Origin of the sequence: Nocardia sp. NPDC057668 (assembly GCF_042799795.1) — a bacterium.
Classification (GTDB): domain Bacteria; phylum Actinomycetota; class Actinomycetes; order Mycobacteriales; family Mycobacteriaceae; genus Nocardia.
This window is the reverse complement of sequence record NZ_JBHVIC010000007.1, coordinates 247,626-273,851: the sequence shown is the minus strand read 5'-3', so window position 1 is coordinate 273,851 and position 26,226 is coordinate 247,626. Positions and strand designations below refer to the sequence as shown.

Genomic DNA, 26,226 nt, shown 5'->3' with positions numbered 1-26,226 from the left:
TCAGCGGGTTGCCCGGCGAGCTGCCCGATAATAGCATCCGGACACGTGTCTGATTACCCTTCCGCCCGGTAGTCGGCGAACATGGAGGCCGTGAACATGGAACCTGTCAGCATGGAGGCGACCCGGCGCCGGCTCACCGAGAAACAGGCCGATACCGTCGACCGCCTCACCCGGGCCGCCATGGACGTGCTCGCCCGCGAGGGTTTCGCCGGGCTCACCGTGCGCATGGTGGCCGCGGCCGCCGGGGTCGGCACGGCCACCGCCTACACCTACTTCTCCTCCAAGGAACACCTGGTCGCCGAGATGTTCTGGCGACGCCTGGCCGCGACCCCGGCCCCGGATGGAACCGAGGAGGACAGCACCGCGCGCACCCTGGCGGTGCTGCGGCAGATCGCCATGCTCGTCGCCGACGAACCGGCGCTGGCGGGCGCGGTCACCAGTGCGCTGCTGGGCACCGACCCGGACGTGGCGCACCTGCGCCTGCGCATCGGCAACGAGATCCGCCGCCGGCTCATCGACGCCCTCGGCGGCGCGCCGGACATGGAGATCGTGGAGACGCTGGAACTGCTCTACGCGGGCGCGCTGGTGCGCGCGGGCATGGGCTACGCCTCGTACGCGGAGATCGCGGAGCGGCTCGAACAGGCCGGCGCGCGCATCCTGGCCGGCTGAGTCCCGGCCGGACGCGAGGTCCGCGCGTTCGCGCCGGGCGTGCGAGAGTTTCCGCCGGACAGCGCGTTACGAGCGCGCCGTCCGGCGGGCGAAATCGACTCGAAGCGATCGACTCGAAGCGATCGGCTCAGAGCGCCGCTTCGATGGCCGCGACGACGCTCGGGTCCTTGGGCTCGGTGCGCGGGCGAATGCGCGCCAGCACCGCGCCGTCGCGCCCGATGAGGAACTTCTCGAAGTTCCACTGCACGTCCCCCGCGGCGCCCTCGGCATCGGCGGCGGCGGTCAGCTCGGTGTACAGCGGGTGCCGCCCCTCACCGTTGACCTCGGTCTTCTCCAGCAGCGGGAAGTCGACGCCGTAGGTGGTGGAGCAGAATTCGGCGATCTCCTCGGCGGTGCCGGGCTCCTGGCCGAGGAACTGATTGCTGGGTACCCCGACGACGGTGAAACCGCGGCCGCCGTAGGCGTGCTGCAGTTCGACCAGGCCGGTGTACTGCGGGGTCAGTCCGCACTTGGAGGCCACGTTGACCAGCAGCACGACCTTGTCACCGGCCAACTCGGCCAGCGTGGTGGGCTTGTCGGACAGTGTGCGCAATGGAATTTCGCGAAGATTGGTCACGAGAACGAATAGTAGAACGAGTTCGGTGACCACACCGGTTCCGCCGTCGCGAGCGGGCGCTCAGCCGTAGTGCACCCGCCAATGCTTGATCCCGTTGATCCAGCCCGCCCGCAGTCGTTCCGGCGGCGCGACCTCGCGCAGTTCGGGCATGACGTCGGCGATGGCATTGAACATGAGGTCGATCTCCAGCCGCGCGAGATTCGCGCCGACGCAGAAATGCGCGCCGGTGCCGCCGAATCCGACATGCGGATTGGGATCACGCAGCACATCGAAGGTGAACGGGTCGGCGAACACCGCCTCGTCGAAATTGGCGGAGCTGTAGAACAATCCGGCCCGGTCCCCGGCGCGAATGCGCTGCCCGCCCAGTTCGGTGTCGCACAGCGCGGTGCGCTGGAACGAGGTGACCGGGGTCGCCCAGCGCACGATCTCGTCCGGCGCGGTGCGCGGTCGGCGTTCGCGATAGAGCGCCCACTGCTCGGGATGGTCGACGAAGGCCTTCATGCCGTGCGTGATCGCGTTGCGGGTGGTTTCGTTGCCCGCCACCGAGAGCAGGATGACGAAGAATCCGAATTCGTCCGAACCCAGGGCCTCGCCGTCGATGTCGGCGGTGACGAGCTGGGTGACGATATCGTCCATGGGCCGGGCCCGGCGCTGTTCGGCCAGGTTGTAGGCATAGCCGAGCAGTTCGGCGTTGGCGGTCATGTTCGCCCCGGCGAACTCCGGATCGTCGTAGTTCAGCAGCTGATTCGACCAGGCGAAGAGCTTGTGCCGATCGTGCTGCGGCACCCCGAGCAATTCGGCGATGGCCTGCAACGGCAGTTCCGAGGCGACCTGCTCCACGAAATCACCGCCGCCGGCCGATTTCGCCTCGGCCACGATGGCCGCGGCGCGCTCGGTGAGCGCGCGGCGCAATCCCTCGACCGCGCGCGGGGTGAAACCCTGCGAGATGATTCGCCGAATCTTGGTGTGCTTGGGCGGATCCATATTGACCAGCAACGCATTCCGCGACAGCTGCAGCTGTTCGGGTAGCGAATCCGCGGGCATTCGAATGATCGCGCCCTTTTCGTGCGAGGACCAGATGTCCGGCCGGCGCGATATCTCCTTCACGTCCTCGTGCCTGGTGATCGCCCAGTAACCGGAATCGTCGAAGGGGGCCGCCTGTTCGGGGGTCTGGGCGTTCCACCAGACCGGCGCGGTGCGCCGCAGGGCCGCGAACTCCTCGACGGGGCTGTGATCGGCCCAGAGTGCGGGATCGGTGAAATCGAAGCCGGCCGGTAGCGATGGAACAGACACTGTTCCTCCTCGGGCATCTTGCCGCAATGCGCACGAAATTGTAACGTGTTTCACAGTGATTGAACCACGCGCATCGTGACGTGGGACACGCTTTCGACGGGGCGATCTGCCGTCGCACCCCACCCCCACCAGCCAGTTATCCCCCAGCACTCCTAGAACCTGTTACCGGACGCACGTACTGGGATATTTCGTGCCCTGAGGTCGATCTTGTGGCTGGACATCATGTCCAGTCTGGGCACAGACTAGAACTTGTTCTACAGTGACCGCAGGCACTCTCGAAGATGAGGTAACGAACAATGACCGCTTCTCCACGCAGCGCGGACGCCGCAACCGAAGCCGACTACGTGGTCATAGGCGCGGGCAGCGCCGGCGCCGTGGTGGCCGGACGTCTCGCCGAGCGTGGCGCCAGCGTGATCCTGCTCGAGGCCGGTGGCAAGGACAACACCCGTCTGGTCACCATGCCCGGCGCGATCAGCATGGTGCACACCGTCCCGCAGCTGAAGAAGCGCGTGACCTGGAAGCAGTTCTCCACCCCGCAGAAGCACGCCAACGATCGCAAGATCCCCATGACGCGCGGCAAGGTGCTCGGCGGATCCAGTTCCGTCAACGGCATGCTCTACGTGCGCGGCAACAAGGCGAACTTCGATTCCTGGGCCGCGGAAGGCAATACGGGCTGGAGCTACGAGGACGTCCTGCCGGCCTACAAGCGCCTGGAGAACTGGCAGGACGGCGCGAGCGACGTGCGCGGCGCGGGCGGCCCCATCGAGGTCACCCGCCAGCAGGAGCTGACCCCGATCGCCCAGGCCTTCATGGTCGCCGCGTCCGAGACCACCGGTGCGCCGATCATCGAGGACTACAACGGCGAGTCGCAGGAAGGCATCTCGATCTTCCAGCAGTCCGTCAAGAACGGCCTGCGCTACAGCTCCTCGCGCGGCTTCATCACCGATCGCCCGGACTCGGGCCTGATCGTGCGCACCGGCGTGCACGTCACCCGCGTGGTCATCGAGAACGGCCGCGCCACCGGCGTCGAGATCGCGGCCAAGAACGGCAGCCGCAGCATCGTCAAGGCGAACAAGGAAGTCATCGTCTCGGCCGGCGTCATCGGCTCCCCGCAGATCCTCATGCTCTCGGGCATCGGCCCGGCCGCGCATCTGCGCGAGCACGGCATCGAGGTCGTCGCGGACCTGCCCGTGGGCCAGAACCTGCACGATCACCTGTTCGTGCCGATGACCTACATCTCGAAAAAGGCCATCCACCGCGGCATTCCGACCCACTTCGCCAGCGGCATCCTGCAGGAACTGCGCCGTCCGGGCAGCTCCTGGATGGGCCGTACCGTCTTCGAGGCGTGCGGGTTCATCAAGACCAAGTTCGCCGAGGGCGACTACCCGGACATGCAGATCCACACCCTGCCGTGGAGCTACCCGATCCCGAACCAGGACGAGGACAAACTGCACCTGGTGGACCGCCGTCCCGGCTTCACCATCTTCCCGAGCCTGATCTACCCCAAGAGCCGCGGTGAGATGAAGCTGCTGTCGAACGACCCGTTCGCCGCGCCGTACATCGACCCGGGCTACCTGAGCGATCCGCGCGACACCGAATTCCTCGTCGAGGGCATCCGGATCATCCGCGAGATCATGGCGCACGAGTCCATCGCCAAGGACTGGACCGAGGAGCTCGCCCCCGGACCCGCCCTGCAGGACGAGACCGCCCTGCGCGCCGAACTGCCCAACCGCGTGCACTCGATCTACCACCCGGTCGGCACCTGCCGCATGGGCGTGGACGAGCGCGCCGTGGTCGATCCGACGCTCAAGGTCATCGGCATCGAGGGCCTGCGGGTCGCCGACGCCTCGATCATGCCGAGCATCACCGGCGGCAACACCAACGCTCCGAGCTACATGATCGGCGAGAAGTGCGCCGAGTTCATCGAGGTGTAGAAACGGGCGCCGGCCCGCGGCGCTGAAACCGCGGTGCCGTGGTGCCGTTTCTTCCCTTGCCACCACGACATCGCTCCGCCGCGCCCTCGCGCCCATTCCGGGCGCGGGGGCGCGGCCTTTCCTCCGGAGGAACGATGGCTGCCCTGCCCATCGACGTGTGGCTCAACGCCCCACTGGCCGAATCCGCCACGCGCGCGGCCCGATTGCGCGAGCTCGGGGTGGACGGCGTCTTCACCTTCGAGGGCGCGCACGACGTCTTCGCGCCGCTGACCCTGGCCGCGGCCGCCGCGCCCGGCCTGGACGTCATGACGAATGTCGCCATGGCGTTCCCGCGCAGCCCGGTGCATCTGGCGCACGCCGCGTGGGATCTGCACACGCTGTCGCGGGGCCGCTTCCGGCTCGGGCTCGGCAGTCAGATCCGCACCCACATCGAACGGCGCTACGGCAGCGTGTGGTCCGAACCGGTGGAGCGCATGCGCGATACGGTCGCGGCCGTGCAGGCGATCCTGCACGCCTGGCAGAGCGGCGAGCGCCTGCGCCACGAGGGCAGGTTCTGGCGGCACACCCTCATGCCGCCGCAGTTCGATCCGGGTCCCAACGAGTACGGACCGCCGCCGGTGCTGGTCGGCGCGCTCGGGCCGCGCATGACCGAGATGACCGCGCAGGTTGCCGACGGGCTGCTGGTCATGCCGTTCAACACCGAACGGCACTTCCACGAGCGCACCCTGCCCGCGGTGGCGCGCGGCCGGGCGGGCTCGGAGCGGCCCTTCCAGATCATCGCCGAAGCCATCTGCGCCATGGGTGATTCCGCGGCCGAGATCGACACCGCGCGCCGCGCCGTGCGAAACCTGCTGGCGTTCTACGGTTCCACCCCCGCCTATCGGCCGGTGCTCGAGGTACACGGCTGGGCGAAGTTGCAGCCCGAACTGAACGCGCTCTCCAAACAGGGCCGCTGGCAGGAGATGTCGGGCCTGATCGACGACGAGATGGTCGACGCTCTCACCATTTCCGGCACCCCGGCCGAATGCGCCGGGCAGATCCGCGCGCGCTACGGCGACCACATCGCGCGCGTGTGCTGCTACTTCCCGGGCTACTCGGTCCGCGACGAGTCCGTCGCCGAGTTGGCCGCACTGCTGCATCGGGACTGAAAGAGGGTCTGCAAACAGGTGCCCCGGACCCGCAGAATTCGCGAGCCCGGGGCTGTCTCTCGTTCCGTGCCAGAGGATTTCGAACGACATCACGCGGCTACCTCGTCACACCCGCCCCTCAGCCGATGACTATCGGACGGGGCAGTTCGTAGAGGCTGCGATGCCCGGTCATATCGGTGACCACCAGCCGCGGCAGATGCGGCCCGTGCCCGCGATAGACGTGCGCGACCACCGGCGCGGTGGTGACCACCCGATCGCCGTCGCCGAAATGCCATTCGTACTGACGTATCGCGCCGCCCGCGAGTGCGGCGTCGAAATCCACGGTGACCCCGGCCGGGCCGGATTCCCGCGAGGCCAGGAAGCCTTCGCCGCCGGGCCCGCCGCCGCCGAACCAGTCGCGCACGCGCGGATTCATGAGGAAGGCGTCGGCGTACTGTTGCGCGCCGCGCACATCACGCCGTTTCCCCGCGTCGGTGCGGCACTGCGGCGGAAGTTCGCTCCATTGCGGGCAGGCCAGCAGGCGCAGTGATACGGCCTCGTCGCCGAGCGGATTCATCCACGGCGCGCCGCCGCGCAGATCGGTGTCCGCGGTGGACAGCCCGTCCGCGGCGACCGCGAACGTCCGGCCCGCCTCCGCGTTGGCCCGCGCCGCGGCCCGGCGGAAGACCTCCGCCGACGAACGCACGAACTCGGACCAGCGCTGCCGCAGCCCGTCCGGGGCGTCCTCGGTGTCGTGTCCGTGAAAGTAGTTGCCCACCATGACCTTCGGGCTGCCGGGCAGCTGATGCGCGGCGGTGATGGCGGCGGCCATGCCGCGTCCGCCGTAGCCGTCCTTGGCGCCACTGAAGTAGGGCACGTGTGCGGCCGGGTTCTCGGGTTCGGCGCCTTCGCCCCCGCATTCGCGGCGCACGGCCGCGTCCAGATCCTGGGTGCCGGGGGTGACGCCGACCGGAATGCCGAAGAGCGGGTCCAGATCGTTGATGCAGCCGGTCAGCAGCACGAGATCGACGGTGTAGTCGTGCGCTCTCGCGTCGGCGGCGGCCTGGTTCAGCTGGCAGAACACGTCCGGCATGAGGTCGGCGCCGGCGGGCGGGCAGGCGCTGTCGTCATTGCCCGCGGGTAGGCCGGGAGCGTCCAGCACCGCGCCCGGGACCGAGTAGTCGTGGACCTGCGCCCCGCGCCCGGTTCTGCTGCCCAGGGTCTCGGCGGTCAGGTGCGCGAACTTGCGGTCCCCGCCCAGGCCCTGCCCCCAGGTGACCGCGTCGCCGATGGACACCACGTGCAGCGGGCTGCATTCGCGGCTCACCCGGAAGTTCCACGGCTTGCCGTAGCCGCCGACCTGCCCGCCGGGAATCCGGGCGCGGGCGTCGATCCGGAGCAGGCCGTCGGCGGGTAGTTCCTCGGGGCGGATATCGAACCCGACGGTCACCACCTCGCTGCTGGCCGGGGTGATGCCGCTGCGGATGGGTTGCTCACCGGCCAGGATGCGCCATTCGACATCGGCCCCGGCGGGCACGCCCGGCGGATAGAACACCGCCGTGGTGCCGCGCAGCGGGCCGTCGCACTGTCGATCGGCGGGGGTGCTCACGTCGATGATGAGCGGATAGTCGGTGCGTGCGTCGGCCCGGGCCACCGGCCCGCCCAGCACCACCGCACCCGCCAGCCCGGGCAGTATCGCAGCCCGGTACCAGCGCGATCGCCACAACCTCACAACGCACCTCCTGGAATTCCGCAACTCAACAGCAGACATAGTGAACGGAGGCCGCGCGACACACGAAAGGCTCGCCGAGCTGGCCGAATTTAGTCACTTTTACCGGCGTTTCTGCTAGACAAATGGGATGAATGCGAGAAACCTCACGCTCGCTACGCTGGCCTTCGCCCTGACCTTCTGGGCGTGGAACCTCATTGGACCGCTATCCAGTAGTTACACAGACGATCTCGGACTTTCGCCCGGGCAGACGTCGATGCTGGTGGCCACGCCGGTCCTGGTCGGCTCGCTGGGTCGCATTCCCGTCGGCGTGTTGGCCGACAAGTTCGGCGGCCGCCTCATGTTCGCCGTCGTCTGCTTCATCTCGATCATTCCGACGTTGCTCGTCGGGTGGTCGAATTCCTATGGCGCACTGATCTTCTGGGGATTCTTCCTGGGTATCGCGGGCACCTCGTTCGCGATCGGCGTGCCCTTCGTCAGCGCCTGGTACGAACCGGCCCGGCGCGGCTTCGCCACCGGCGTGTTCGGCGCCGGCATGGGCGGCACCGCGCTGTCGGCGCTGCTCACCCCGCGCCTGGTCGACCACCTCGGACGGGCGCAGACGCACATCCTGATGGCCGTCGCGCTGGCCGTCATGGGCGTGGTCATGCTGGTGTTCAGCCGCAACTCCCCCGACTGGTCCCCGGCCACCGAGCCGGCCCTGCCGCGCATCCGGCATGCGCTGGGGCTCAAGGCAACCTGGCAGGGATCGTTCCTGTACGCGGTGGCCTTCGGCGGCTTCGTCGCCTTCTCCACCTACCTGCCGACCGTGCTGCGCAACGTGTACGACTTCGCGCAGTCCGACGCGGGGCTGCGCACCGCGGGCTTCTCGATCGCGGGCGTGCTGGCCCGCCCGATCGGCGGCACGCTGTCCGATCGCGTCGGGCCGGACCGGGTACTGGCGGTGTCGTTCGCGGGCACCGCGATCCTGGCCGTGGTGCTGGGATTCGAACCGGCGCCGGAGATTCCGGCCGGAGCGAGCCTGATCCTGATGGCGTTCTTCCTCGGCCTGGGCACCGGCGGCGTCTTCGCGCTCATCGCCAAACTGGTCGATCCGGCCAAGGTCGGTTCGGTCACCGGCGTGGTCGGCGCGGCGGGCGGCCTCGGCGGCTACTTCCCACCCCTGGTCATGGGCCTGGTGTACAGCTCGCGCTCGGACTACACCCTGGGCTACTGGCTGCTCGCGCTCACGGCGCTGGCCGCATTCGCCTACACGCTGAAACTGGGCCGCGAGATCCGGACCTGACGGCCGGCACACCGCGCATCCCGGCTCCGGCCCGGGCGGGTTGCCCGCCCGGGCCGAAACCTGTTCCGCGCCAAGTGATCATGGCGCAGCCCTGGCGTCCCGGCACGGCGGCGGGTATCTCCCGTCGAGCACCGCAAGATCTTGTTAAGGCCGTGCCAAGCACCGACCGACATCGTTGTCGTCAACACCGGAACCCACCGGAAAAAACCCGGAACCGAAGGAAGACACGACGATGATCGCGAAACTCACCGCCGGAATCGCCCTCACCGCCGCGACCGCCGCACTCGCGCTCGGCACGACCGGCACGGCCGCCGCCGCCGACTTCGGCGCCCCGGGTCAGACGGTGGTCGCCGCGGCGACCTGCAAGCACAAGAACAACGACATCGAGATCACCATGGACGCGCCGAAGGTCTACGCCCAGCCCGGCTACCTGCCCGGCGAGCACCAGACCATCCGGTACCGCACCGTGGTCATCGACGAGGCCCAGGGCACCGTCGCCGCCGTGACCGAGTACTCGACCGGCAAGGCCACCGCCACCGACGCCGCGAAACTGGACGACGCGAAGGTCAAGGTCCTGCGCAACGACCCGAACCAGTACCACGTCTACCAGCAGATCGAATGGCTCTCCGCCGACCAGGAGAACCCGCTGGCCGAGCTGAACGTGGAGGCGACCAGCTACGCGATCAAGGACGGCCGCACGCTGCTGGCCACGCTCTCGGTCTGCAAGTAGGAACCACCGCCGGGGTGGGACACGCCGCACCCGGCCCGTCCACGAGGGGTGACGGGCCGGGTTCGGCGAACAGCCGCCCGGTCACGAGGAAGATGTCCTGCCGCGAAGGGGGCGGCAGGCCGCGAAGAACCCGCCGGACCTGACCACGAGGGGTGTCAGGTCCGGCGGGTTCTTTGTCTTGGCGAGCTAACGATCGGCGATCTTGTTCTGCCAATCCTGGTCGATTTCGCCCCCGACGGAGCATCATGGAGGTAAGTGCGCCAAGGAGATTGGAGTAGACGATGGAAAGCGTGGTCGTCTTCGTACTCGCCTGCGTGATCTACTGGTTCGGTCTCATACGCTGACGCGCGGCCGCGACGGCCGCCACCGCTACTCCCGCTCGTCCCGCTCGCACCGCGGCGAGCTCTCCCCGGGCCCCGGTGTGCTCGAAACCGACTCCGGTGGCCAAGTTTTCGTGATCCGTCACCTGTTACGCGCGAGTACGCGCAACCCTCTATACGCTCTTGCGCGGCAACAGAAGGTAAACCACGGGGGACACGAATGATTCGCATTGGTTTATGGCTCATAGTCCTGGGTTTCGGCTCGGTGTTACTCCAGGTACTCGATTTGAATTTCGTTGTTTTGACCTGGGCGGATGATGCCCAGCCCGTGACCGGGCTGGCCATCGGCACGCTCGGACTGATCATCGCCCTGGTCGGCGCGGCACTACCCAGTTCCAATCGCAACGCTTGACCGCGGCGCCACGAACTCCGCCCCCGGCACCTGAGGCCGGGGGCGGAGTCTCGTTTGCGGGGCCGCCGCTCAGCGGGCCGGTTCGAGTTCGGCCGCGCCGGCCTCGTCCGACGGAAGCTGCTCGGGGGCAGCGCCTTTCGCGCCACGCATGAGAACGAACGCGAGCGCGGCGGCGACCAGCACACAGACCGCGCCCGCGCCGAAGGTGGCGGACATGGCCGTGGTGAACGACTCGCGGGCCGCCTCGACCAGCGCGCCGTCCCCGCTCGCGATGGCCGGGGCGACGCTCTCGCGGGCCGCCGTGGGGGCGGAGTCCGGCATGGAGGCGGTGTAGGTGTGCGCCAGCACCGCGCCCAGCATCGCCACGCCCAGCGCACCGCCGGTCTGCTGAATGGTGTCGTTCAGTGCGGAGCCGACGCCGGCCTGTTCGGGTGGCACCGCGCCCATGAGCGCGCCGATCGCGGCGGGCATGGCCAGGCCGGCGCCGGCGCCCACCAGGGTCATCGCCACCGCGGGCAGCCAGAACCCCGACTCGGCGGTGAGCGTGCACAGCAGGCCCGTACCGGCGGCCAGCACCAGCAGGCCCGCGATCGTGACGACCCGGACCCCGAGCTTGGGCACCAGGCCCGCGCCGACGCCGTTGAAGACCAAGGCGCTCAACGCCATCGGGGTCAGGGCCAGGGCGGTCTTCATGGGCGAGTAGCCGAGCACGAACTGCAGGTACTGGGTGAGCACCAGCAGCAGACCGGCATTGGCGAAGGTCACCAGCACCAGGGAGAAGCTGGAACCGGTGAACACGCGATTGCGGAACAGGTGCAGCGGCACCATCGGGTGCTCGGCCTTCAGCTCGCGCACCACGAATGCGGCCGAACCGGCTGCGGCCACCAGGATTCCGGGCCAGACGCCGCCGATCCCGCGGTGCGGCAGTTCGATGATGGTCCATACCAGCGCGGTCGTGCCGATGATCGAGAGCGTCATGCCGGACAGGTCCGGCTTCGTCCAGGGCCCCTTGGACTCCGGCATCAGCGCGAGCGCGGCCACGATGGCGACGACGGCGATCGGGACGTTCAGCAGGAAGACCGAACCCCACCAGAAGTGCTGCAGCAGTACACCGCCCATGACCGGACCGCCCACCATGCCGATCATCGCGACCGCGCTCCAGGCCGCGATGGCCCGGGGACGTTCCCGCTCGTCGAACACGGTGATGAGGATGGACAGGGTGCTCGGCATGATGAGCGCGCCGCCGATGCCCATCACGACACGGCCGGCGATCAGCAGTTCGGGCGAGCTCGCGTAGGCCGCGAGCAGCGAGGCCGCGCCGAAGAGCACCAGGCCAAGCACCATGACCAGCCGCCGGCCGAACCGGTCGGACAGGCTGCCCGAGGTCAGCAGCAGGCCCGCGAAGACCAGGATGTACGAGTCGATGATCCACTGGATGTCCTGGGCGCCCGCGCCGAGATCGGTGGAGATCTGCGGAATGGCGACGGTGAGGACCATGTTGTCGATCACCAGCACCAGCGAGCTCAGGCAGAGCACGATCAGGATGAGCCAGCGCTTCGGATCGCGCTGGGCCGCAGGCTCTTCCGGAGCCGCGGTCGGATGGTTGGCAGTCAATTCGATCCCCTTACGAAGCCTGTCACCGAACACTGTTCGGGGTTAGCGCACACTGTACGGTCTCCGTACACTGTTCGCAATACAGCACAGTGTTCGGCGGCGCGAACAGCGTTCTAGCAGTCGTTATGCTGGCCGCAGTCGAAGAAGGAGACAGCCGTGGCCGAGCAGGACCAGCCCTTTCAGTCGGTGTGGACCCGGGAAGAGCCGCGGGGTCGCCGCCGCGATCAGCCGGCGCTGAGCCGCGAACAGATCGTCGCCGCCGCCCTGGAACTGCTGGACACCGAAGGCGTCGAGGCGCTGAGCATGCGCAAGCTCGGGACCAAGCTGGGCGCCGGAGCCACCTCGCTCTACACCCATGTCACGAACAAGGAAGAGATCATGGAGCTGGTCACCGACGCCGCCTTCGACGAGGTTCCCTCACCCACCCCCGGACCGTGGCGCGCCGGCCTGATGACCCTGGCCAAGGGGCTGCACGCCACGTTCATGCGGCACCCGTGGCTGGCGACCGTGGTCGGCGAGGTCGGTCTGCTCTACCTCGCGCCGAGCATGCTGCGACTCAACAACGACACCCTGACGCTGCTCGAGCAATCCGGTTTTCCCGATGACGAGGCAGACATCACGCTGACCGTGCTGTGGGCCTACTGCCTGGGACTGGCCATCACCGACGCCGCGTCGCAGCAGACCATTCGGCGCAGCGGGCTCACCGAGGAGGAATGGTTCCGCCGGATCTCCCCCGCGGCCACCGCCGCCACCGCCGCGTACCCCGTGCTGCACAAGCGCTACGCGGCGTTCACCGCCGAAGCCGAGCAGCCGACCCTGGACGTGCAGCAGATCCGGATGACCGCGTTCGAGGTCCAGTTGGACCGCATGCTCGACGGACTCGATCCCGCGCTGCGCCGGACCGAGTCGCCCGGGATCGCCTCAGCGCGTTGACCATTCCTTCCGGTTGTAATCGAGGATGACCGGATGCAGCAGGGTGGAGATCTCCTCCCCCGACGCCCGGCGATCCGGCGGGAACACCGACGCGGCCGCCAGCGTCGCCGCGTCCAGCGATCGCGTACGGGCGTGCGGTGCGAGCTCGAGCCGCGCCGGTTCCCCCGTCGCCAGCACGAAGCCCCAGTCCCCGAAGCTGGGCACGTTCACGTGGTACGGCAGGGTCGACAACCCGGCCGCGCGGATCGTGGACTCGATGCACCAGAACGAATGCGGGGCGTAGAACGGCGAACCCGACTGCACCACCGCCGTTCCGCCGGGCGTCAGCGTGCGCGAGAGCAGGCCGTAGAACTCGCGCGAGTACAGCTTGGCGACCGAGGTCTGATCGGGATCGGGGAAGTCCACGATCACCGCGTCGAAGCGGCACTCGCACTCGCGCAACCAGCCGAAGGCGTCGTCGTTCACCACCGTGACGCGCGGGTCGTCGAAGGCGTGCCGGTTGAGGTCGGCGAGGGTCTCGAACGAACGCGCCAAATCGACCATGGCGGAGTCCAATTCGACCAGGGTCACCGATTCCACGTCCGGATAGGTGAGGATCTCACGCAGGGCCAGGCCGTCCCCGCCGCCGAGCACCAGCACGTTGCGGCGGGCCTGCGCCAGCGCGGGATGCACCAGCGCCTCGTGGTAGCGGTACTCGTCCACCGAGGCGAATTGCAGATCGCCGTTCAGGAACAGGCGCGTATCGCGGGTGCGGAACGGCGAGGCCGCCTCGGTGACGACTATGCGCTGATAGGGCGTCTGCACGCTGCGCACGATCGGACTCGCGAACAGCGCCTGTTCGGCGGTGGCCTCGAAGCGATCGGCGTAGAGGTAGCTCGCGCCCAGCGCCAGCGACACCAGCAGGGTGGCCGCGCCGAGTCCGGCGCGGACCAGTGGGCGCAGGTCCCGGGGAAAGACGGTGAACACCAGGATGATTCCGGCAAGCGCGTTGACCGCGCCGACCACCAGGGCGCCGCGCAATTGGCCGAAGACCGGCAGCAGGAAGAACGGGAACGCCAATCCGCCCAGCAGCGCGCCGATGTAGTCGGCGGCGAACAGATCGGCGACCGCCGAGCCCGCCGCCTGCCGGCGAATGCGCTGCAACAGCACCATGAGCAGCGGAATCTCCGCGCCCACCAGCATTCCCAGAATCAGGGCGACGCCGATGAGCGCGCCGGTGTAGATCTTCAGCCAGGCGAAGGCCGCGTACAGCATGAGCACCGAGAAGCCGCCGATCAGCGCGAGCAGCAGCTCGATGGCGGCGAAAGCCGGTGCGGCCCAGCGCTGTAGCGGCTTGGCCGCCAGCGCCCCGATCCCCATCGCGAAGATCATCACGCTGAGCACGATGGACGCCTGCACGGCGGTGTCGCCGATGAGGAAGCTGCCCAGGGTCACCAGCGCGAGTTCGTAGACCAATCCGCAGGAGGCGCAGACGAATACGGTGAGCAGCAGTCCCAGGCGCGCCGCTCGCCGCCGGAACGCCATCTACGACAAGCCGGCGGCGACGACCAGTGCGACCGCGATATGCGTTGCCGCCGAAACCCATACGGCGGGATTGAGACCCTCGCCCGAGACGAGCAGCTCGCCCAGCTTGCCCGGGGTCAGCAGGTCGAGCAGGACGAAGGCGATCGCCATGACGAACAGGCCGATCAGGCCGTACACCACGCTGGCGGTCAGGCCGCGGCCGATGCTGCCCTCGGAGGTCCAGATCGCCATGGCCACGATGATGCCCATGGACAGCACGTTGGACGCGGCCAGCAGCGCGCAGTTCGGATTGCGATCGATCCAGATCTGCTGCCGCAGATTGCCCGGGGTGATCACGTCGACCAGGACGAATCCCAGCACCATCAGCACGATGCCGACGGCGCTGTAGGCCAGGGCCGCACCGCCGTCGTGGGCCAGATCGGCGAGCATGTGTTTCTCCTCGAAATCTCTTGTACTACTTGCCCGAGTTGTTGCCGCCGTTGCCGGTGGTGGCATTGGCCGGCCAGCCGGAACCGGCGAGTTGTTCGCGGTAGCGCTTGTAGCCGTTGTCGTAGCTGTCGACATCGATCTTGGCGCCGCCGCCGTTCGGGGCGACGACGACCAGCCATTCGGGATAGCGCAGGAAGCTCAATGTCCCGCTGCTGTACTGCGCGGTCTCGTCGGTCTTGGCGGCGATGTCCTTGCGCACGCGGTCTGGAGTCTGCGCGGTGGTGTAGACCTGCCCGCCCAGCTTGTCGTCCAACTGTGCGGCACGCTGGTAGTGCTTCTGGATGTACGGGCGCGGGTCGTCGACGTTGAGCGTGTTCACCATGCCGGCGATGGCGGCTCCCCCGGCGAGGACGGCAACGAGCAGACCCGCCAGCGCCAGCCCTATCCCCCGGGCACTGCCCCTGCGCGAAGCGCGAATCAGCAGCCACAACACGACAGCGAACGCCAGGACCGCCACCACGAGCATGGCGATCCACAGAAATAAAGCCACGAAATTCAACTCCTCCCGGCCGCGAATAGTACTGGACCGGGCGGGAACCCACAGCGGCGCTGAGCCCGCACCCTGGAACAGGGTGCGGGCTCAGCGTTTCGGTGCGCGGGCGCTACTTGCCGTCGAGACCGGCGCGCACGCCCTCCTCGACTCGCTTGCCGAGATCGGCGTCCACGTTCTTCCAGTACTCGAAAACCCTGCTCAGCACGGGTTCTCGGACACCGCCCAGCACGTGGCCGACGATGTTGTCCACCAGCCGCGCGCGGGCGGCGTCGTCGAGCACCTCACGCACGAGGGTGCCCGCCTGGGTGAAGTCGCCGTCCTGCGCGTGCTCGATATAGCCCGCGTGCACCATGGTCGGCTCGAAATCCCAGAGCCCGCCGTCGGGCGCCCGATCGGGTTCGGCGTGCGGACCGCCGAACGAATTGGGCGCGTAGACCGGCACATCGGCGTCGTTGTAGGCGAACCGCATCGCACCCTCCTTGGAATAGGAGTTCACTTCCGCGGCGCGGGGCAGGTTCGGCGGCAGCTGCGCGTAGTTGGTGCCGATCCGGTAGCGATGCGCGTCGGCGTAGGCGAAGACCCGGCCCAGCAGCATCTTGTCCGGCGAGAAGCCTATGCCCGGAACGACATTGGACGGTTCGAAGGCGGCCTGCTCGATGTCGACGAAGAAGTTGCCCGGGTTCCGGTTCAGGGTCCACTTGCCGACCTCGATCAGCGGGTAGTCCCGCTGCGACCACACCTTGGTCAGGTCGAAGGGATTGAAGCGGTAGTTCTCGGCGTCGGCGAGCGGCATCACCTGCACGTGCAGGGTCCAGCTCGGGAAGTCCCCGCGCTCGATGGCGTCCCACAGGTCCTGGCGGTGCAGATCCGGATCGGTGCCCGCCTTCTCGTCGGCCTCGGCCGCGGTCAGGAACTCGATGCCCTGGTCGGTCTTGAAGTGGTACTTCACCCAGAAGCGCTCGCCGGCGGCGTTGATCCACTGGTAGGTGTGCGAGCCGAAGCCGTCCATGTTGCGGTAGGTCTTGGGAATTCCGCGATCGCCCATCAGCCAGGTCACCTGGTGCGCGGTCTCCGGGCGCAGGGTCCAGAAGTCCCACTGCATGTTGTGATCGCGAAGCCCGTTGCCGGGCAGGCGTTTCTGGGATCGGATGAAGTCCGGGAACTTGATCGGATCCTTGATGAAGAAGATCGGGGTGTTGTTGCCGACGAGGTCGTAGTTGCCGTCCTCGGTGTAGAACTTCACCGAGAATCCGCGCGGATCGCGCCAGGTGTCGGGGCTGCCCTGTTCACCGGCGACCGTGGAGAAGCGGGCCAGCGATTCCGTCCGGGCGCCCGGCTGGAACAGCTTGGCCTTGGTGAAGCGGCTGACGTCCTGGGTCACGACGAGTTCGCCGTAGGCGCCCGAGCCCTTGGCGTGCACGATGCGCTCGGGCACGCGTTCGCGATTGAACTGGGCGAGCTTCTCGATCAGATAGTGGTCGTGCAGCAGTATCGGGCCCTGGGCGCCCGCGGTGAGCGACTCGTTGTCGCTCTTGACCGGTGTGCCGGTGTTGGTGGTGGTCGGCTTGCTCGTGGCCGGCTTGGTCATTCCTAGCCTCCTGATAGGTGTAGGCCTCTCCCGGAGCGCGGCCCGGACTACAGGGCGCGCAATTCGGGCTTCAGGGCGCGCAATTGGGGCAGAGTCCCCAGAACACGACTTCGGCCTCGTCGATGACGAAACCGTGGGCTGCGCCGGGTTCCAGGCACGGTGCCGCGCCCACGACACAGTCGACGTCCACGACCGTGTCGCAACTCCTGCACACCAGATGGTGGTGATTGTCGCCGGTCCGCGCCTCGTAGAGCGCGGGCGACCCGGCGGGTTCGATGCGGCGGAGCAACCCCGCGCCCACGCAGGCCCGCAGTACGTCGTACACGGCCTGGGTGGATACCGAGCCCAGCTGCTCGCGCACCTGCACGGCGACGCGGTCGGCGTCGGAGTGCGGGGCCCGGACCACCGCGTCCAGCACGGCGACACGCGGGGCTGTCACCCGCAGGCCCGCGGCCCGCAAGCGTTCCCGTGCGTCATATCCGGTGTGCATGACAACCACCCTGCTCCCTTTTCTGGAATAAGTCAAGAAAACACATCCATGCAGGCAGCGGACTCACAGCTGGTTGCCGCGAGGTTACTGTGGCGGATTCACGTCCGCGGGCAGGGGCGACCTCGCGGCCGTGGCGGCCGGACTCAGCGGTGGGAGTCGCCCGGCGTCACGGCTTCGACCGCGGGACGCGATGACTGCCGCTCGTGTTCGTCGACCGCGCACCCGGCCGCGTCCTTCAACAGCCACCACGCCAGTGCCACGACGATGGCGGTGGCGGGCTTCCACAATTTCCGGGCCTGATCGATGTCGATGCCGTGCTCGCGCACCTCCCGCTCACCCTGCAGCAGCGCCTTCTCCTGCGCCCGGATCCGCGCCGCCGCGCGCTGTTCGGCGCGCTCGGCCGCGACCCTGTCCTGCTGCTCCGCCTTCGCCGTGGACAGCCGGCTCTCCGCGGCTTCGATGGCCGCGATCTGCTCGGCCACCTCGCCGGCGCGGTCCGGATCGAGGCGGGCGACCGCGCGCAACCGCACGATCGCGGTCCGCCGTTTGCCGGCCAGCCATTCGCACAACGCCAATTCGTGTGCGGCCCCGGCGTTTCCGGGTTCGGCGCGCAGCACCTCCCGCAGCTCGGCGTCGGCTCGCGCGATGGCCTCGGCGTCCGCCGCCCGCCACCGCTGCGCGTCGAATCGCCGCAGCAGACCGAGGATGTGGTTCGTCTCGTCGGTGATCACGATCGGTCCTAGCGCGGGGGCATCGTCGGCCAGGCGTGCGGGGCCGTCGTCGGATACCCCTTGGTGGGGTAGGGCTTATAGCTGGCGGTGGGGTAGTTCCGCGTCGACGGGGTGTCCGACACCGCCTCGTCGACGAAGAAGCCGAGACCGAGTTTGAAGGCGAAGCCGATGACGAACACCAGTGCGCCGATCACGAATTTGCCCACGCCGGAACCCGACTCCGGCTCCGTCTCGGACTCCATACGCCAGCGCGTTTCCGCCGCCGCCCGCTGCCGTTCCGCCGCCAGCGCGCGCCGCGCCGATTCCTGCTCCTCGAGGTCCGCGCGCACGGCCGCGATCAGTTCGTACAGCGCCGGATCGCCGGGATCCAGCGCCACCGCCTTGTTCAGCGCCACCAATGCGTCGGCGGGCGAGGCCACCAGCAGCGTCCGCGCGCGAATACGCAAATTCTCGATATCGCCGGGCGCCAGTTCGACCGCCCGGCGCGCGGCGACAATCGCCTCGATCCGATGCTCGCGCACCTGCGCGACCTTGCCGCGGCCCGCGCTCGCCAATTCCCAGCGCGCGAGTGCCCGCACCCGCCACGCCGTCGCATTGTCGGGCTCGGCGGCCAGCACCGCCGAGACCTGTTCCAGCGCTGTTTCGTACTCCTGCCGATCCAGCGCCGCGAATGCCGTGCGCAGCGTGCCGTCGGCGACAGCGCCGTCTTTCGAGCCGTACATCTTGTGCCCCCACCGAACATCTCTATCGTCGGTCCGAACTCTAAACCGTGACGCCGACAACAGTTGTCGTGCGGTGTGGCGTACGCGATTCGGACCTCGTGCGGCTTCGCACGCTAGCTGGCCCGAACCCGCCGTGCGAGCGGATTCCACACGTTGCCCACATCACAGGGCCCGCTCCGGAATAGAACCGGACGGCCCCCGGTTGATCAGTTTCGTCGGCGTCGGAAACAGCCCCGGGCCGCACCCATCAGTCGCTACGAGCGACCACTCGCCGAGAGGCGCTTGTTGGGCGTCGACTTCTCTTCGTGGCATTCGTGCCGCGAGCGTGCGCCGCCAGTCACCCCCGTCTGGCGGCGTTTCGCTGTTCCGGGCAATTCGCCACGCGCGCCGACCCATTCAACGGCCCGCGGGGCTCGCCATTGGCTAGCCTGCATTCCATGTTGCGCGAACGCGGGTGTCTGGCCGGCGTTATGGCGGTCGTGATCATCGCGGGCAGTGTGCACTTCGGCGGGAATGCCGGAGCCACTCCCGCGGAATTCCATTGCGCTCAACCGGCCGGCCGGGAATTCGAGCGCACGACACCCGAACAGGCCGGACTGGATTCGCGCCTGCTCACGGAAGCACTCACTTTCGCCGCCGAGCGCAATCGCTCGAATGTGCAGGTATTCCGGCACAATTGCCTCATCGGTGAAGGACCATTCAACGACCGCACCGGATCGATCGCCTGGAATGTTTGGTCCGTCACCAAAAGCGTCGTATCACTAGTGGCCGGAATCGCCGCCGATCGCGGAAAACTCGATATCGACGCCGCCATCGGCGCCTATCTGCCACCGGGACTCGGGGACGCCGCGCACCGCGCCATCACCGTGCACAACCTGCTCACCGAAACGTCCGGCCTGCGCGTCGGCGTCGTCACCGAGGGCATCACCGGCGTCATCCCGATCGACCCCTTCAGCGCGGTGCAGGCGCTGGCGGTGCCGTTCGAGAACCCGCCGGGCACCGTGTTCACCTACAGCCAGCGCAACGTCGATCTGCTCGCCTACGTGATCGAACTGGCCACCGGCGAACCGCTCCGGGAGTTCGCGCAGCGGGAGCTGTTCGGCCCCATCGGCATCGGCCGCGACGACTACTACTGGGCTCGTGACCGGGCCGGGCACACCTACGGCTACGCGCACCTCATGCTGCCGCCGCTGGACCTGGCCCGGCTCGGGCTGTTGGTCTCCGGCGCCGGGCGCTGGCACGACCGGCAGGTGATCTCGGCCGGGTATCTGCGCCGCGCCACCAGCCCCTCGGCGACCGACCACTGCTACGGCTTCCTGTTCTGGACCGGGCCCGGCTGCGCGGAGAACCCCGAATTCCTGCCTCCCGGCAGCTATTCCATGTCCGGGTTCGGCCTGCAGCACGTGTACGTCATTCCCGGCCTCGACCTCGTCGTGGTGTGGACCGGGCTCTTCGGCACGCACACCTCGCAGGGTCCGGGCGGGCTACTGCAGCACGGCGTGGAACTGCCGCACGAATTCTTCCGGAAACTGTTCGCGGCCTTCGCGGACGGCCCGGTCCCCGAACCGGGCCCCTACGTGGAACCACCCGCGCGCGTGAACCCCGGCGACTACGTCGACGCCGACATCGCACTGGCCGTGTTCGGCCTCGGCCCGAGCGCCTACCCGGGCTGTACCGTGCTGGCCTGCTTGGACACTCCGCTCGCGCCGCCGTTCAGCGACGCGCCGCCCGGCTGCCTGCTGCAGGCATGCCTGGGCACGGACCCGCGCACGCCCGGCATCCGCTGACCCCACGCCCCCGGTCCCCGAACCGAGGGGTGCGAACTAGGGTGTCACGGCCGCGCGGCCCGCCAGATCACGCAGTTCATCGGCCGGACGCCGGCCCGCGAACTGTAGTAGATCGCGCACCACCTCCCGGGCGCGATGATCGTTGTGCACGTACTCCGGGGTCAGCCGCTCGGCGTTGAGCAGGGACTCCAGGGCATCCGATGCCTGCCGCCGTTGCGCGTGCGCGCGAGCGACATCCACCAGGAAACGCGCCTGCCGCTCGGGTGAGAGCACGGACGCGTCGACGGTGCGCGCGGTATCGAGCGCCTCGCCCGCGTCACCGAGTTCGACCGCCACCGCGACCGCGTACACGGCCACACTGGTCGGGCCGAATTCGGTGTCGAAATCGTTGCGCCCCTCACCGAGTCGCGCCGCGGCGGTTCGCGCCGCGGCCAACCCCGTGCGGGCCGCCGTTCTGTTCCCGTCCGTCGCCGCGATCACCGCCAGCATGAGCTGGAGAGAACCGTAGAGCGACAACACTTCCGGGCGAACGAGATCATCGTCGCCCGCCCGGCCGATCTGCGGCGCCAACGCGGCCACCGAGACCCGCGCCGCCTGTTCGGCCTGTTCGAGTCGCTGCAGCCGCAGGAAAGCCTGTGCCATGCGGTATGTTCCGGCCACCACGCTGAGCGCGTCGCCGGATTCCTCGGCCGCCGTCAGCGCCCGATCCGCGGCGACCCAGGCCGCATCCACTTCTTCCTGTCTGGTGAACGCGGTCGCGGCCACCTGGTAGGCGCGTGACAACAGTGTCAGCACCTCCGGCCGCTTCGCGGAATCGCTCCGCGCCGCATGTTCGAGGTCCGGGATGAGTTCCAGCAGGCTGCTGCCGACTTCCACGAGCCGAGACTCGTGCGCCAACCGCCAAACCAGATCCACCCGCTCCCGCAGCCCCGGCAACTCGTCGGCCGACTCGCGATCGACCGCTTTCACTTCCGAGACGCCAAGGATTTGCTCCAACGCCGGATGTCCGGTGAGCAACAGTCGCAGCTGTTCGAAAACGGCGGACCCTGCTCGATGCCCATCACCGCGATCGGCGGCCAGGGGTTCGGCCGCCTCCGGTCTGAGATCTCGCACCGCCACGCCGAGTACATCGGCCAAACGCTGCAGCACCGACAGTCTCTCGACCGGCAGTACATCGCGCTCGACCTGTGACACCCAGCTTTCCGAGCGCCTGATCGCGGCGCCCAACTCTTTCTGCGATAGTCCCCGCCGCCGGCGTAACTCCGCTACCCGTGCCCCTAGGGTACTTTCGGCCACCGGGTCAAACTCCTTCTGCCTGATCGGCTTTCCCGGCCGTCACCGCCCGCGTGTTTCGCCGATGTCTACCATGCCCTTCTCCTTCCCGATGGGAACTTCTCCTTCCCCTATGAGATCTGCCGACAAGGATTCCAGACAGGGCGAGCTTACGGCGCACAGTATGGAACATGTATTTTTCTTATTGCACCGCAATTTTTCTGTGTTTATCGTTTACCAGGCACCCGTCGCACCAAATCCGACACAAGAGGTGGCAGTTGACCGCCGCACCGCAAACACGTGAAGTCCATGTGCGCCTGAGCTTTCCGGGCGGCATGGTCCTGGACTACCGCGCCGAACTCACAATTGCCGAACGACTCGCGGCACATCTGCGCCCCCATCGCATTGAAGTCACCATCGAGACTTCGGCGCCCGGCCGACTTCCCCCACTCCCCTGCGCCGAACTCTGGACCGACTGAAATGAGAAAACGGGCCGTTTGATCCCTGGCGGATCGAACGGCCCGTTCTCGGACTGACGGAAATCTCAGCGATTCGCCAGCAAAACCTCGGCGATCTGAATGGTGTTCAGCGCCGCGCCCTTACGCAGGTTGTCGCCGGAGATGAACAGCGCCAGACCACGGCCGTCCGGGACGCCCGGATCCTGGCGGATGCGGCCCACGAGCGAATCGTCGGCGCCGGCGGCGGCCAGCGGGGTGGGGACGTCGACCAGTTTGACCCCGGGCGCGCCCGCGAGCAGCTTCTTGGCGGTCTCCACCGAAATCGGCTCGGCGAACTCGGCATTGATCGAGAGCGAGTGCCCGGTGAAGACCGGAACGCGCACGCAGGTGCCGCTGACCAGCAGGTCGGGCAGGTTCAGAATCTTGCGCGACTCGTTGCGCAGCTTCTGATCCTCGTCCGTCTCCTCCGAGCCGTCGTCCACGAGCGCGCCCGCGAGCGGGATCACGTCGAAGGCGATGGGCGCGACGTACTTGTTCGGGGCCGGGAACTCCACGGCCGAACCGTCGTGCACCAGTTGCTCGGCGTTGTCGATGACCGCGCGCACCTGGGTGGCGAGCTCCTCGACACCGGCCAGGCCGCTACCGGAAACCGCCTGGTAGCTGGAGACGATGAGCCGGCGCAGGCCCGCCTCGTCGTGCAGCACCTTGAGCACCGGCATGGCGGCCATGGTGGTGCAGTTCGGGTTGGCGATGATGCCCTTCTTCAGATTCCGGGTCGCCTCGGGATTGACCTCGGAGACGACCAGCGGGACCTCGGGGTCCTTGCGCCAGGCCGAAGAATTGTCGATGACGGTGACACCGGCGGCCGCGAAGCGCGGCGCCTGCACCCGGGACATGGTCGCGCCCGCGGAGAACAGCGCGATGTCCAGACCGGTCGGATCGGCGGTCTCGGTGTCCTCGACCACGATGTCCTGACCGCGGAACGGCAGAATCTTGCCCGCCGAGCGCGCGGAAGCGAAGAACCGGATCTCATCGGCCGGGAAGTTGCGCTCCTCCAGCAGCTTTCGCATGACGGCGCCGACCTGACCGGTCGCGCCGACGACGCCTACCCGCAATCCCATAATTAGCGCCCCGTTCCGCCGTGCACCACGGCCAGTTCGTCGCCGCCGAGCTCGAAGGCCCGGTGCAGCACCTGCACGGACTCGTCCAGGTCGGTGTCCTTGACCAGCACCGAGATTCGGATCTCGGAGGTGGAGATGAGATCGATGTTGATACCCGCGTCCGCGAGCGACTCGCAGAAGGTCGCGGTCACGCCCGGATGCGACTTCATACCCGCGCCGACGAGGGACACCTTGCCGACGTGATCGTCGTAGACCACCTGCGAGAAGCCGATGTCGCCCTGCCGCTTGGTGAGCAGTTCCACCGCGCGCGGGCCGTCCAGCTTGGGCAGGGTGAAGGTGATGTCGGTCTTGCCGGTCTCCACCTTCGAGATGTTCTGCAACACCATGTCGATATTGATCTCGGCGTCGGCGACGGCACGGAACACCTTGGCGGCGTAGCCCGGTTCGTCCGGAATGCCGACAACGGTCACCTTGGCCTCGCTGCGGTCGTGCGCGACGCCCGTGAGGATTGCTTGCTCCAAGGGGATGTCCTCCATCGATCCGGTAATCAGGGTGCCGGTCTTGTCCGTGTACGAGGAACGGACGTGCACCGGCACGTTGTAGCGGCGCGCGTACTCGACGCAGCGCAGCATGAGAACTTTCGAGCCGCAGGCGGCCATCTCCAGCATTTCCTCGTAGGAGACGGTGTCCAGCTTCTGGGCATCGGAGACGACCCGGGGATCGGCGCTGAAGACGCCGTCCACATCGGTATAGATCTCGCACACATCGGCATTGAGCGCGGCGGCCAGCGCGACGGCGGTGGTGTCCGAGCCGCCGCGGCCCAGCGTGGTCACGTCCTTGCTGTCCTGGCTCACGCCCTGGAAGCCGGCGACCAGCACGATCGTGCCCTCGGCGAGCGCGTTCTGCACCCGGCCCGGGGCCACGTCGATGATCTTCGCGTTGCCGTGCGCCCCGGTGGTGATGACGCCGGCCTGCGAGCCGGTGAACGAGCGCGCTTCCGCGCCGAGCGAGTGAATGGCCATGGCCACCAGCGCATTGGAGATGCGCTCACCCGAGGTGAGCAACATGTCCATTTCACGCGCGGGCGGCGCGGGGGCGACCTGCTGGGCCAGATCGAGAAGTTCGTCGGTGGTGTCACCCATCGCCGAGCAGACCACGACCACGTCGTGCCCCTGCTTCTTCGTCTCGATGATCCGCTCGGCAACCCTGCGGATGCGCTCGGCGGTGGCGACCGAGGATCCTCCGTACTTCTGGACGACGAGAGCCACGGCGGAAATCCTCCAAGATCGACTAACTGCTGCTACCGACCCACAAGACTACCGGCCCAGGTCACGAGATTTTCGGCCACCTCCCGGCAACCCGGATCTCACCGAGCTGATCAGGCGCGAGTGAGCCAGGTGACCTGCGCGCCACTGTCGAATTCCCGCCGCCGCTCGACCCGGAAGCCGGTGGGCCGGAAATTTCCGGCAAGCGCCCGCACGCCCTCACCCAGCAGCACCGGATACTGCTTGATGACGAGTTCGTCGATCTCGTCCAGGACCTGGGCGGCGAACCTGCCGCCGCCGGCCAGCCAAATACCTTGGCCGTCCTGCTTCTTCAGGCGCTGAATCAGCCCGATGGGATCCGACGCCACCAGTTCGACCCCCGGATCGGCGATCTCGCCCAGCGTGGTGGAGACCACGTACTGCCGCACATGCGGATACGGGCTGGTGATGCCCACATTCAGGGCGGGCTCGTAGGTGCCGCGACCCATGATCATGGTGTCGAAGTGCACATTCGCCGCACCCTCGGGCACCCCGAAATGCGGGCGCACATGGGCGGGCAGGGTTTCCGGATAGTCGGTCGCCAGCCAGGTCCAGAAGTCCGGGGACGCCTCGTAGGCGCTGATGTCACCGTCGGGGGCGGCGATGTAGCCGTCGAGGGACATACCGACGAAGTAGGTGAGATTTCGCAAGGGTTACCGCCTCGTTCGTAGTACTCTGCGTGAAGTGATTGAAATGTAGTACTACGGATGGAGTGGTGTCAACGGCCGGGACGAATCCGCGCCGGGCATCGCCACCGGGCAACTACGCCGCGATCCGGTTCGAGCGGCGATGGAACGGGCGATACCCACGGACACCGAGGCGTCAAGCCCTGAGAAGTAGTCGCGTTTCAGACCCTGACGGCGCAAAATTCTCCACCACCTGTCCGAGCTGCCTATTACGTTGGCGGCCAGTGATATTCGCAAACCTGTCGAAACGGGCGGGTTCGAGCGGCCTGGGACACAGTTGACTCAACGAGCGACGCTGGTCACAATCAGGCCCCGAAGCTGGAGGGTTGGAATGCGTACTAAGACTGATCACCGATTCGTCATCGATATCGATCCCGATCAGGTGATGGAGGCGTTGCTCATGGTCGAGCAACTGCCCGACTGGTCGCCTTCCCACTCGGATGTCCGGGTCGCGACCCGCGACAAATTGGGCAGACCGAAGCGGACCTACATCTCCGCGAACCTCATGGGCCGGCCGGATCGGCAGGTCGTCGAGTACACCTGCACCGAGAACCGGGTCGCGTGGAAGGTCGCCGAATCCAGCGCCGGCGCCGGCGGCCAGGGCTGGTTCGACGTCGCCGAGACCGAGGACGGCGGCACCGAGGTCTGGTACCACTCCGAGATCTACCTGCCGATTCCCGCGCCCGGCATGTTCCTCAAGCGCACCGCCCGCCGCGAGGGCGAGGCCATGATCGAGAACTTCATCGCCTTCGTCGAATCGGTCACCGGCATCGAAGGACTCGGCGAGGCCGAGGAGCCGTACGCGGAACCGGCGCCCTACGAGCCCGCGACCTACACCCAGCAGCTCAACTACGGCCACGGTTTCGAACCGGGGTTCGGCACCGCGTAACCGCGGCCCG

General features: G+C 67.8%; 25 protein-coding genes. 10 read left to right on the top strand and 15 right to left on the bottom strand.

Features of this window, described 5'->3' with window-relative positions; all coding sequences use genetic code 11:
* Positions 1-96: 96 nt before the first annotated feature.
* Positions 97-669, top strand: coding sequence for a TetR family transcriptional regulator (locus ACFVBH_RS34535; RefSeq protein ID WP_354988416.1), 573 nt, complete (start codon positions 97-99; stop codon positions 667-669).
* A 127-nt stretch (positions 670-796) separates the two neighbouring features.
* Here the strand turns inward: ACFVBH_RS34535 and ACFVBH_RS34530 are convergent, their stop codons facing one another.
* Both ACFVBH_RS34530 and ACFVBH_RS34525 read right to left on the bottom strand, forming a co-directional pair.
* Positions 797-1,261: a glutathione peroxidase gene (locus tag ACFVBH_RS34530; RefSeq protein ID WP_379008743.1), complete on the bottom strand. Its 465-nt coding sequence runs from the start codon at positions 1,259-1,261 to the stop codon at positions 797-799.
* Between the two features lie 84 nt (positions 1,262-1,345).
* A complete protein-coding gene (locus ACFVBH_RS34525) occupies positions 1,346-2,578 on the bottom strand; it encodes a cytochrome P450 (protein ID WP_354988405.1) in 1,233 nt (410 codons plus the stop codon).
* 296 nt (positions 2,579-2,874) lie between these two features.
* Here ACFVBH_RS34525 and ACFVBH_RS34520 point away from each other — a divergent pair, with 296 nt between their 5' ends.
* The gene (locus ACFVBH_RS34520) at positions 2,875-4,512 is read left to right on the top strand and encodes a GMC family oxidoreductase N-terminal domain-containing protein (RefSeq protein WP_354988406.1); all 1,638 of its coding nucleotides are present in this window, start codon (positions 2,875-2,877) and stop codon (positions 4,510-4,512) included.
* A gap of 143 nt (positions 4,513-4,655) precedes the next feature.
* Positions 4,656-5,660 carry a TIGR03617 family F420-dependent LLM class oxidoreductase gene (locus tag ACFVBH_RS34515; protein WP_379008741.1) on the top strand — a complete coding sequence of 335 codons (1,005 nt, stop codon included), beginning with the start codon at positions 4,656-4,658 and terminating at the stop codon, positions 5,658-5,660.
* Between the two features lie 118 nt (positions 5,661-5,778).
* Here ACFVBH_RS34515 and ACFVBH_RS34510 read toward each other — a convergent pair whose 3' ends face one another.
* On the bottom strand, positions 5,779-7,371 hold the full coding sequence (locus ACFVBH_RS34510) for a PKD domain-containing protein (RefSeq protein ID WP_354988407.1): 1,593 nt from the start codon (positions 7,369-7,371) through the stop codon (positions 5,779-5,781).
* A 127-nt stretch (positions 7,372-7,498) separates the two neighbouring features.
* Between ACFVBH_RS34510 and ACFVBH_RS34505 the strand changes: the two genes are divergently transcribed.
* The 3 genes from ACFVBH_RS34505 (at position 7,499) to ACFVBH_RS34495 (ending at position 10,115) form a co-directional block, all read left to right on the top strand.
* A complete protein-coding gene (locus tag ACFVBH_RS34505; RefSeq protein WP_379008220.1) occupies positions 7,499-8,653 on the top strand; it encodes a nitrate/nitrite transporter in 1,155 nt (384 codons plus the stop codon).
* A 232-nt stretch (positions 8,654-8,885) separates the two neighbouring features.
* Complete coding sequence (locus tag ACFVBH_RS34500) at positions 8,886-9,383, top strand: hypothetical protein (RefSeq protein ID WP_379008217.1); 498 nt, start codon at positions 8,886-8,888, stop codon at positions 9,381-9,383.
* A 606-nt stretch (positions 9,384-9,989) separates the two neighbouring features.
* Complete coding sequence (locus ACFVBH_RS34495) at positions 9,990-10,115, top strand: hypothetical protein (protein WP_379008215.1); 126 nt, start codon at positions 9,990-9,992, stop codon at positions 10,113-10,115.
* Between the two features lie 69 nt (positions 10,116-10,184).
* On the opposite strand, the gene ACFVBH_RS34490 is transcribed toward ACFVBH_RS34495, so the two are convergent.
* Entirely contained in the window at positions 10,185-11,729 is a 1,545-nt protein-coding gene (locus ACFVBH_RS34490) for an MFS transporter (RefSeq protein WP_354988411.1), read from the bottom strand.
* 156 nt (positions 11,730-11,885) lie between these two features.
* Between ACFVBH_RS34490 and ACFVBH_RS34485 the strand changes: the two genes are divergently transcribed.
* Entirely contained in the window at positions 11,886-12,662 is a 777-nt protein-coding gene (locus tag ACFVBH_RS34485; protein ID WP_379008211.1) for a TetR/AcrR family transcriptional regulator, read from the top strand.
* On the opposite strand, the gene ACFVBH_RS34480 is transcribed toward ACFVBH_RS34485, so the two are convergent.
* The 7 genes from ACFVBH_RS34480 to ACFVBH_RS34450 form a co-directional block, all read right to left on the bottom strand.
* Positions 12,651-14,186 (bottom strand): polyamine aminopropyltransferase, encoded by a 1,536-nt coding sequence (locus tag ACFVBH_RS34480; protein ID WP_379008208.1) that lies wholly within the window; start codon positions 14,184-14,186, stop codon positions 12,651-12,653. The genes ACFVBH_RS34485 and ACFVBH_RS34480 overlap by 12 nt on opposite strands.
* On the bottom strand, positions 14,187-14,615 hold the full coding sequence (locus ACFVBH_RS34475) for a DUF350 domain-containing protein (protein WP_354988414.1): 429 nt from the start codon (positions 14,613-14,615) through the stop codon (positions 14,187-14,189). It lies immediately after the preceding gene.
* A gap of 25 nt (positions 14,616-14,640) precedes the next feature.
* Positions 14,641-15,165 (bottom strand): DUF4247 domain-containing protein, encoded by a 525-nt coding sequence (locus ACFVBH_RS34470; RefSeq protein WP_354988415.1) that lies wholly within the window; start codon positions 15,163-15,165, stop codon positions 14,641-14,643.
* Between the two features lie 112 nt (positions 15,166-15,277).
* On the bottom strand, positions 15,278-16,756 hold the full coding sequence (locus tag ACFVBH_RS34465) for a catalase (protein ID WP_354988270.1): 1,479 nt from the start codon (positions 16,754-16,756) through the stop codon (positions 15,278-15,280).
* A 70-nt stretch (positions 16,757-16,826) separates the two neighbouring features.
* Positions 16,827-17,246 (bottom strand): Fur family transcriptional regulator, encoded by a 420-nt coding sequence (locus tag ACFVBH_RS34460; RefSeq protein WP_354988271.1) that lies wholly within the window; start codon positions 17,244-17,246, stop codon positions 16,827-16,829.
* A gap of 143 nt (positions 17,247-17,389) precedes the next feature.
* Positions 17,390-17,977 (bottom strand): hypothetical protein, encoded by a 588-nt coding sequence (locus tag ACFVBH_RS34455; RefSeq protein WP_379008205.1) that lies wholly within the window; start codon positions 17,975-17,977, stop codon positions 17,390-17,392.
* A gap of 8 nt (positions 17,978-17,985) precedes the next feature.
* Positions 17,986-18,699: a tetratricopeptide repeat protein gene (locus ACFVBH_RS34450; protein WP_379008202.1), complete on the bottom strand. Its 714-nt coding sequence runs from the start codon at positions 18,697-18,699 to the stop codon at positions 17,986-17,988.
* 437 nt (positions 18,700-19,136) lie between these two features.
* On the opposite strand from ACFVBH_RS34450, the gene ACFVBH_RS34445 reads away from it, so the two are divergent.
* Entirely contained in the window at positions 19,137-20,486 is a 1,350-nt protein-coding gene (locus tag ACFVBH_RS34445) for a serine hydrolase domain-containing protein (RefSeq protein WP_379008199.1), read from the top strand.
* Positions 20,487-20,522: 36 nt separating this feature from the next.
* On the opposite strand, the gene ACFVBH_RS34440 is transcribed toward ACFVBH_RS34445, so the two are convergent.
* Positions 20,523-21,782 carry a helix-turn-helix transcriptional regulator gene (locus ACFVBH_RS34440; protein ID WP_354988275.1) on the bottom strand — a complete coding sequence of 420 codons (1,260 nt, stop codon included), beginning with the start codon at positions 21,780-21,782 and terminating at the stop codon, positions 20,523-20,525.
* Positions 21,783-22,036: 254 nt separating this feature from the next.
* Here ACFVBH_RS34440 and ACFVBH_RS34435 point away from each other — a divergent pair, with 254 nt between their 5' ends.
* On the top strand, positions 22,037-22,237 hold the full coding sequence (locus tag ACFVBH_RS34435; protein ID WP_379008195.1) for a hypothetical protein: 201 nt from the start codon (positions 22,037-22,039) through the stop codon (positions 22,235-22,237).
* 65 nt (positions 22,238-22,302) lie between these two features.
* On the opposite strand, the gene ACFVBH_RS34430 is transcribed toward ACFVBH_RS34435, so the two are convergent.
* From ACFVBH_RS34430 to ACFVBH_RS34420, 3 genes are all read right to left on the bottom strand, one after another.
* Complete coding sequence (locus tag ACFVBH_RS34430) at positions 22,303-23,337, bottom strand: aspartate-semialdehyde dehydrogenase (protein ID WP_354988277.1); 1,035 nt, start codon at positions 23,335-23,337, stop codon at positions 22,303-22,305.
* Between the two features lie 2 nt (positions 23,338-23,339).
* The gene (locus tag ACFVBH_RS34425; RefSeq protein WP_354988278.1) at positions 23,340-24,605 is read right to left on the bottom strand and encodes an aspartate kinase; all 1,266 of its coding nucleotides are present in this window, start codon (positions 24,603-24,605) and stop codon (positions 23,340-23,342) included.
* Between the two features lie 110 nt (positions 24,606-24,715).
* A complete protein-coding gene (locus ACFVBH_RS34420; protein ID WP_379008191.1) occupies positions 24,716-25,291 on the bottom strand; it encodes a dihydrofolate reductase family protein in 576 nt (191 codons plus the stop codon).
* Positions 25,292-25,658: 367 nt separating this feature from the next.
* Here ACFVBH_RS34420 and ACFVBH_RS34415 point away from each other — a divergent pair, with 367 nt between their 5' ends.
* Positions 25,659-26,216, top strand: a complete 558-nt coding sequence (locus ACFVBH_RS34415; protein ID WP_354988280.1) for an SRPBCC family protein — start codon at positions 25,659-25,661, stop codon at positions 26,214-26,216.
* Positions 26,217-26,226 lie beyond the last annotated feature (10 nt).

Bases quoted from the DNA above. Each gene is read 5' to 3' on its own strand.
- ACFVBH_RS34480 (WP_379008208.1), bottom strand. From the start codon at position 14,186: ATGGCGTTCCGGCGGCGAGCGGCGCGCCTGGGACTGCTGCTCACCGTA.
- ACFVBH_RS34430 (WP_354988277.1), bottom strand. From the start codon at position 23,337: ATGGGATTGCGGGTAGGCGTCGTCGGCGCGACCGGTCAGGTCGGCGCC.
- ACFVBH_RS34505 (WP_379008220.1), top strand. From the start codon at position 7,499: ATGAATGCGAGAAACCTCACGCTCGCTACGCTGGCCTTCGCCCTGACC.
- ACFVBH_RS34445 (WP_379008199.1), top strand. From the start codon at position 19,137: ATGTTGCGCGAACGCGGGTGTCTGGCCGGCGTTATGGCGGTCGTGATC.
- ACFVBH_RS34450 (WP_379008202.1), bottom strand. From the start codon at position 18,699: ATGTACGGCTCGAAAGACGGCGCTGTCGCCGACGGCACGCTGCGCACG.
- ACFVBH_RS34465 (WP_354988270.1), bottom strand. From the start codon at position 16,756: ATGACCAAGCCGGCCACGAGCAAGCCGACCACCACCAACACCGGCACA.
- ACFVBH_RS34520 (WP_354988406.1), top strand. From the start codon at position 2,875: ATGACCGCTTCTCCACGCAGCGCGGACGCCGCAACCGAAGCCGACTAC.
- ACFVBH_RS34475 (WP_354988414.1), bottom strand. From the start codon at position 14,615: ATGCTCGCCGATCTGGCCCACGACGGCGGTGCGGCCCTGGCCTACAGC.
- ACFVBH_RS34460 (WP_354988271.1), bottom strand. From the start codon at position 17,246: ATGCACACCGGATATGACGCACGGGAACGCTTGCGGGCCGCGGGCCTG.
- ACFVBH_RS34500 (WP_379008217.1), top strand. From the start codon at position 8,886: ATGATCGCGAAACTCACCGCCGGAATCGCCCTCACCGCCGCGACCGCC.
- ACFVBH_RS34535 (WP_354988416.1), top strand. From the start codon at position 97: ATGGAACCTGTCAGCATGGAGGCGACCCGGCGCCGGCTCACCGAGAAA.
- ACFVBH_RS34415 (WP_354988280.1), top strand. From the start codon at position 25,659: ATGCGTACTAAGACTGATCACCGATTCGTCATCGATATCGATCCCGAT.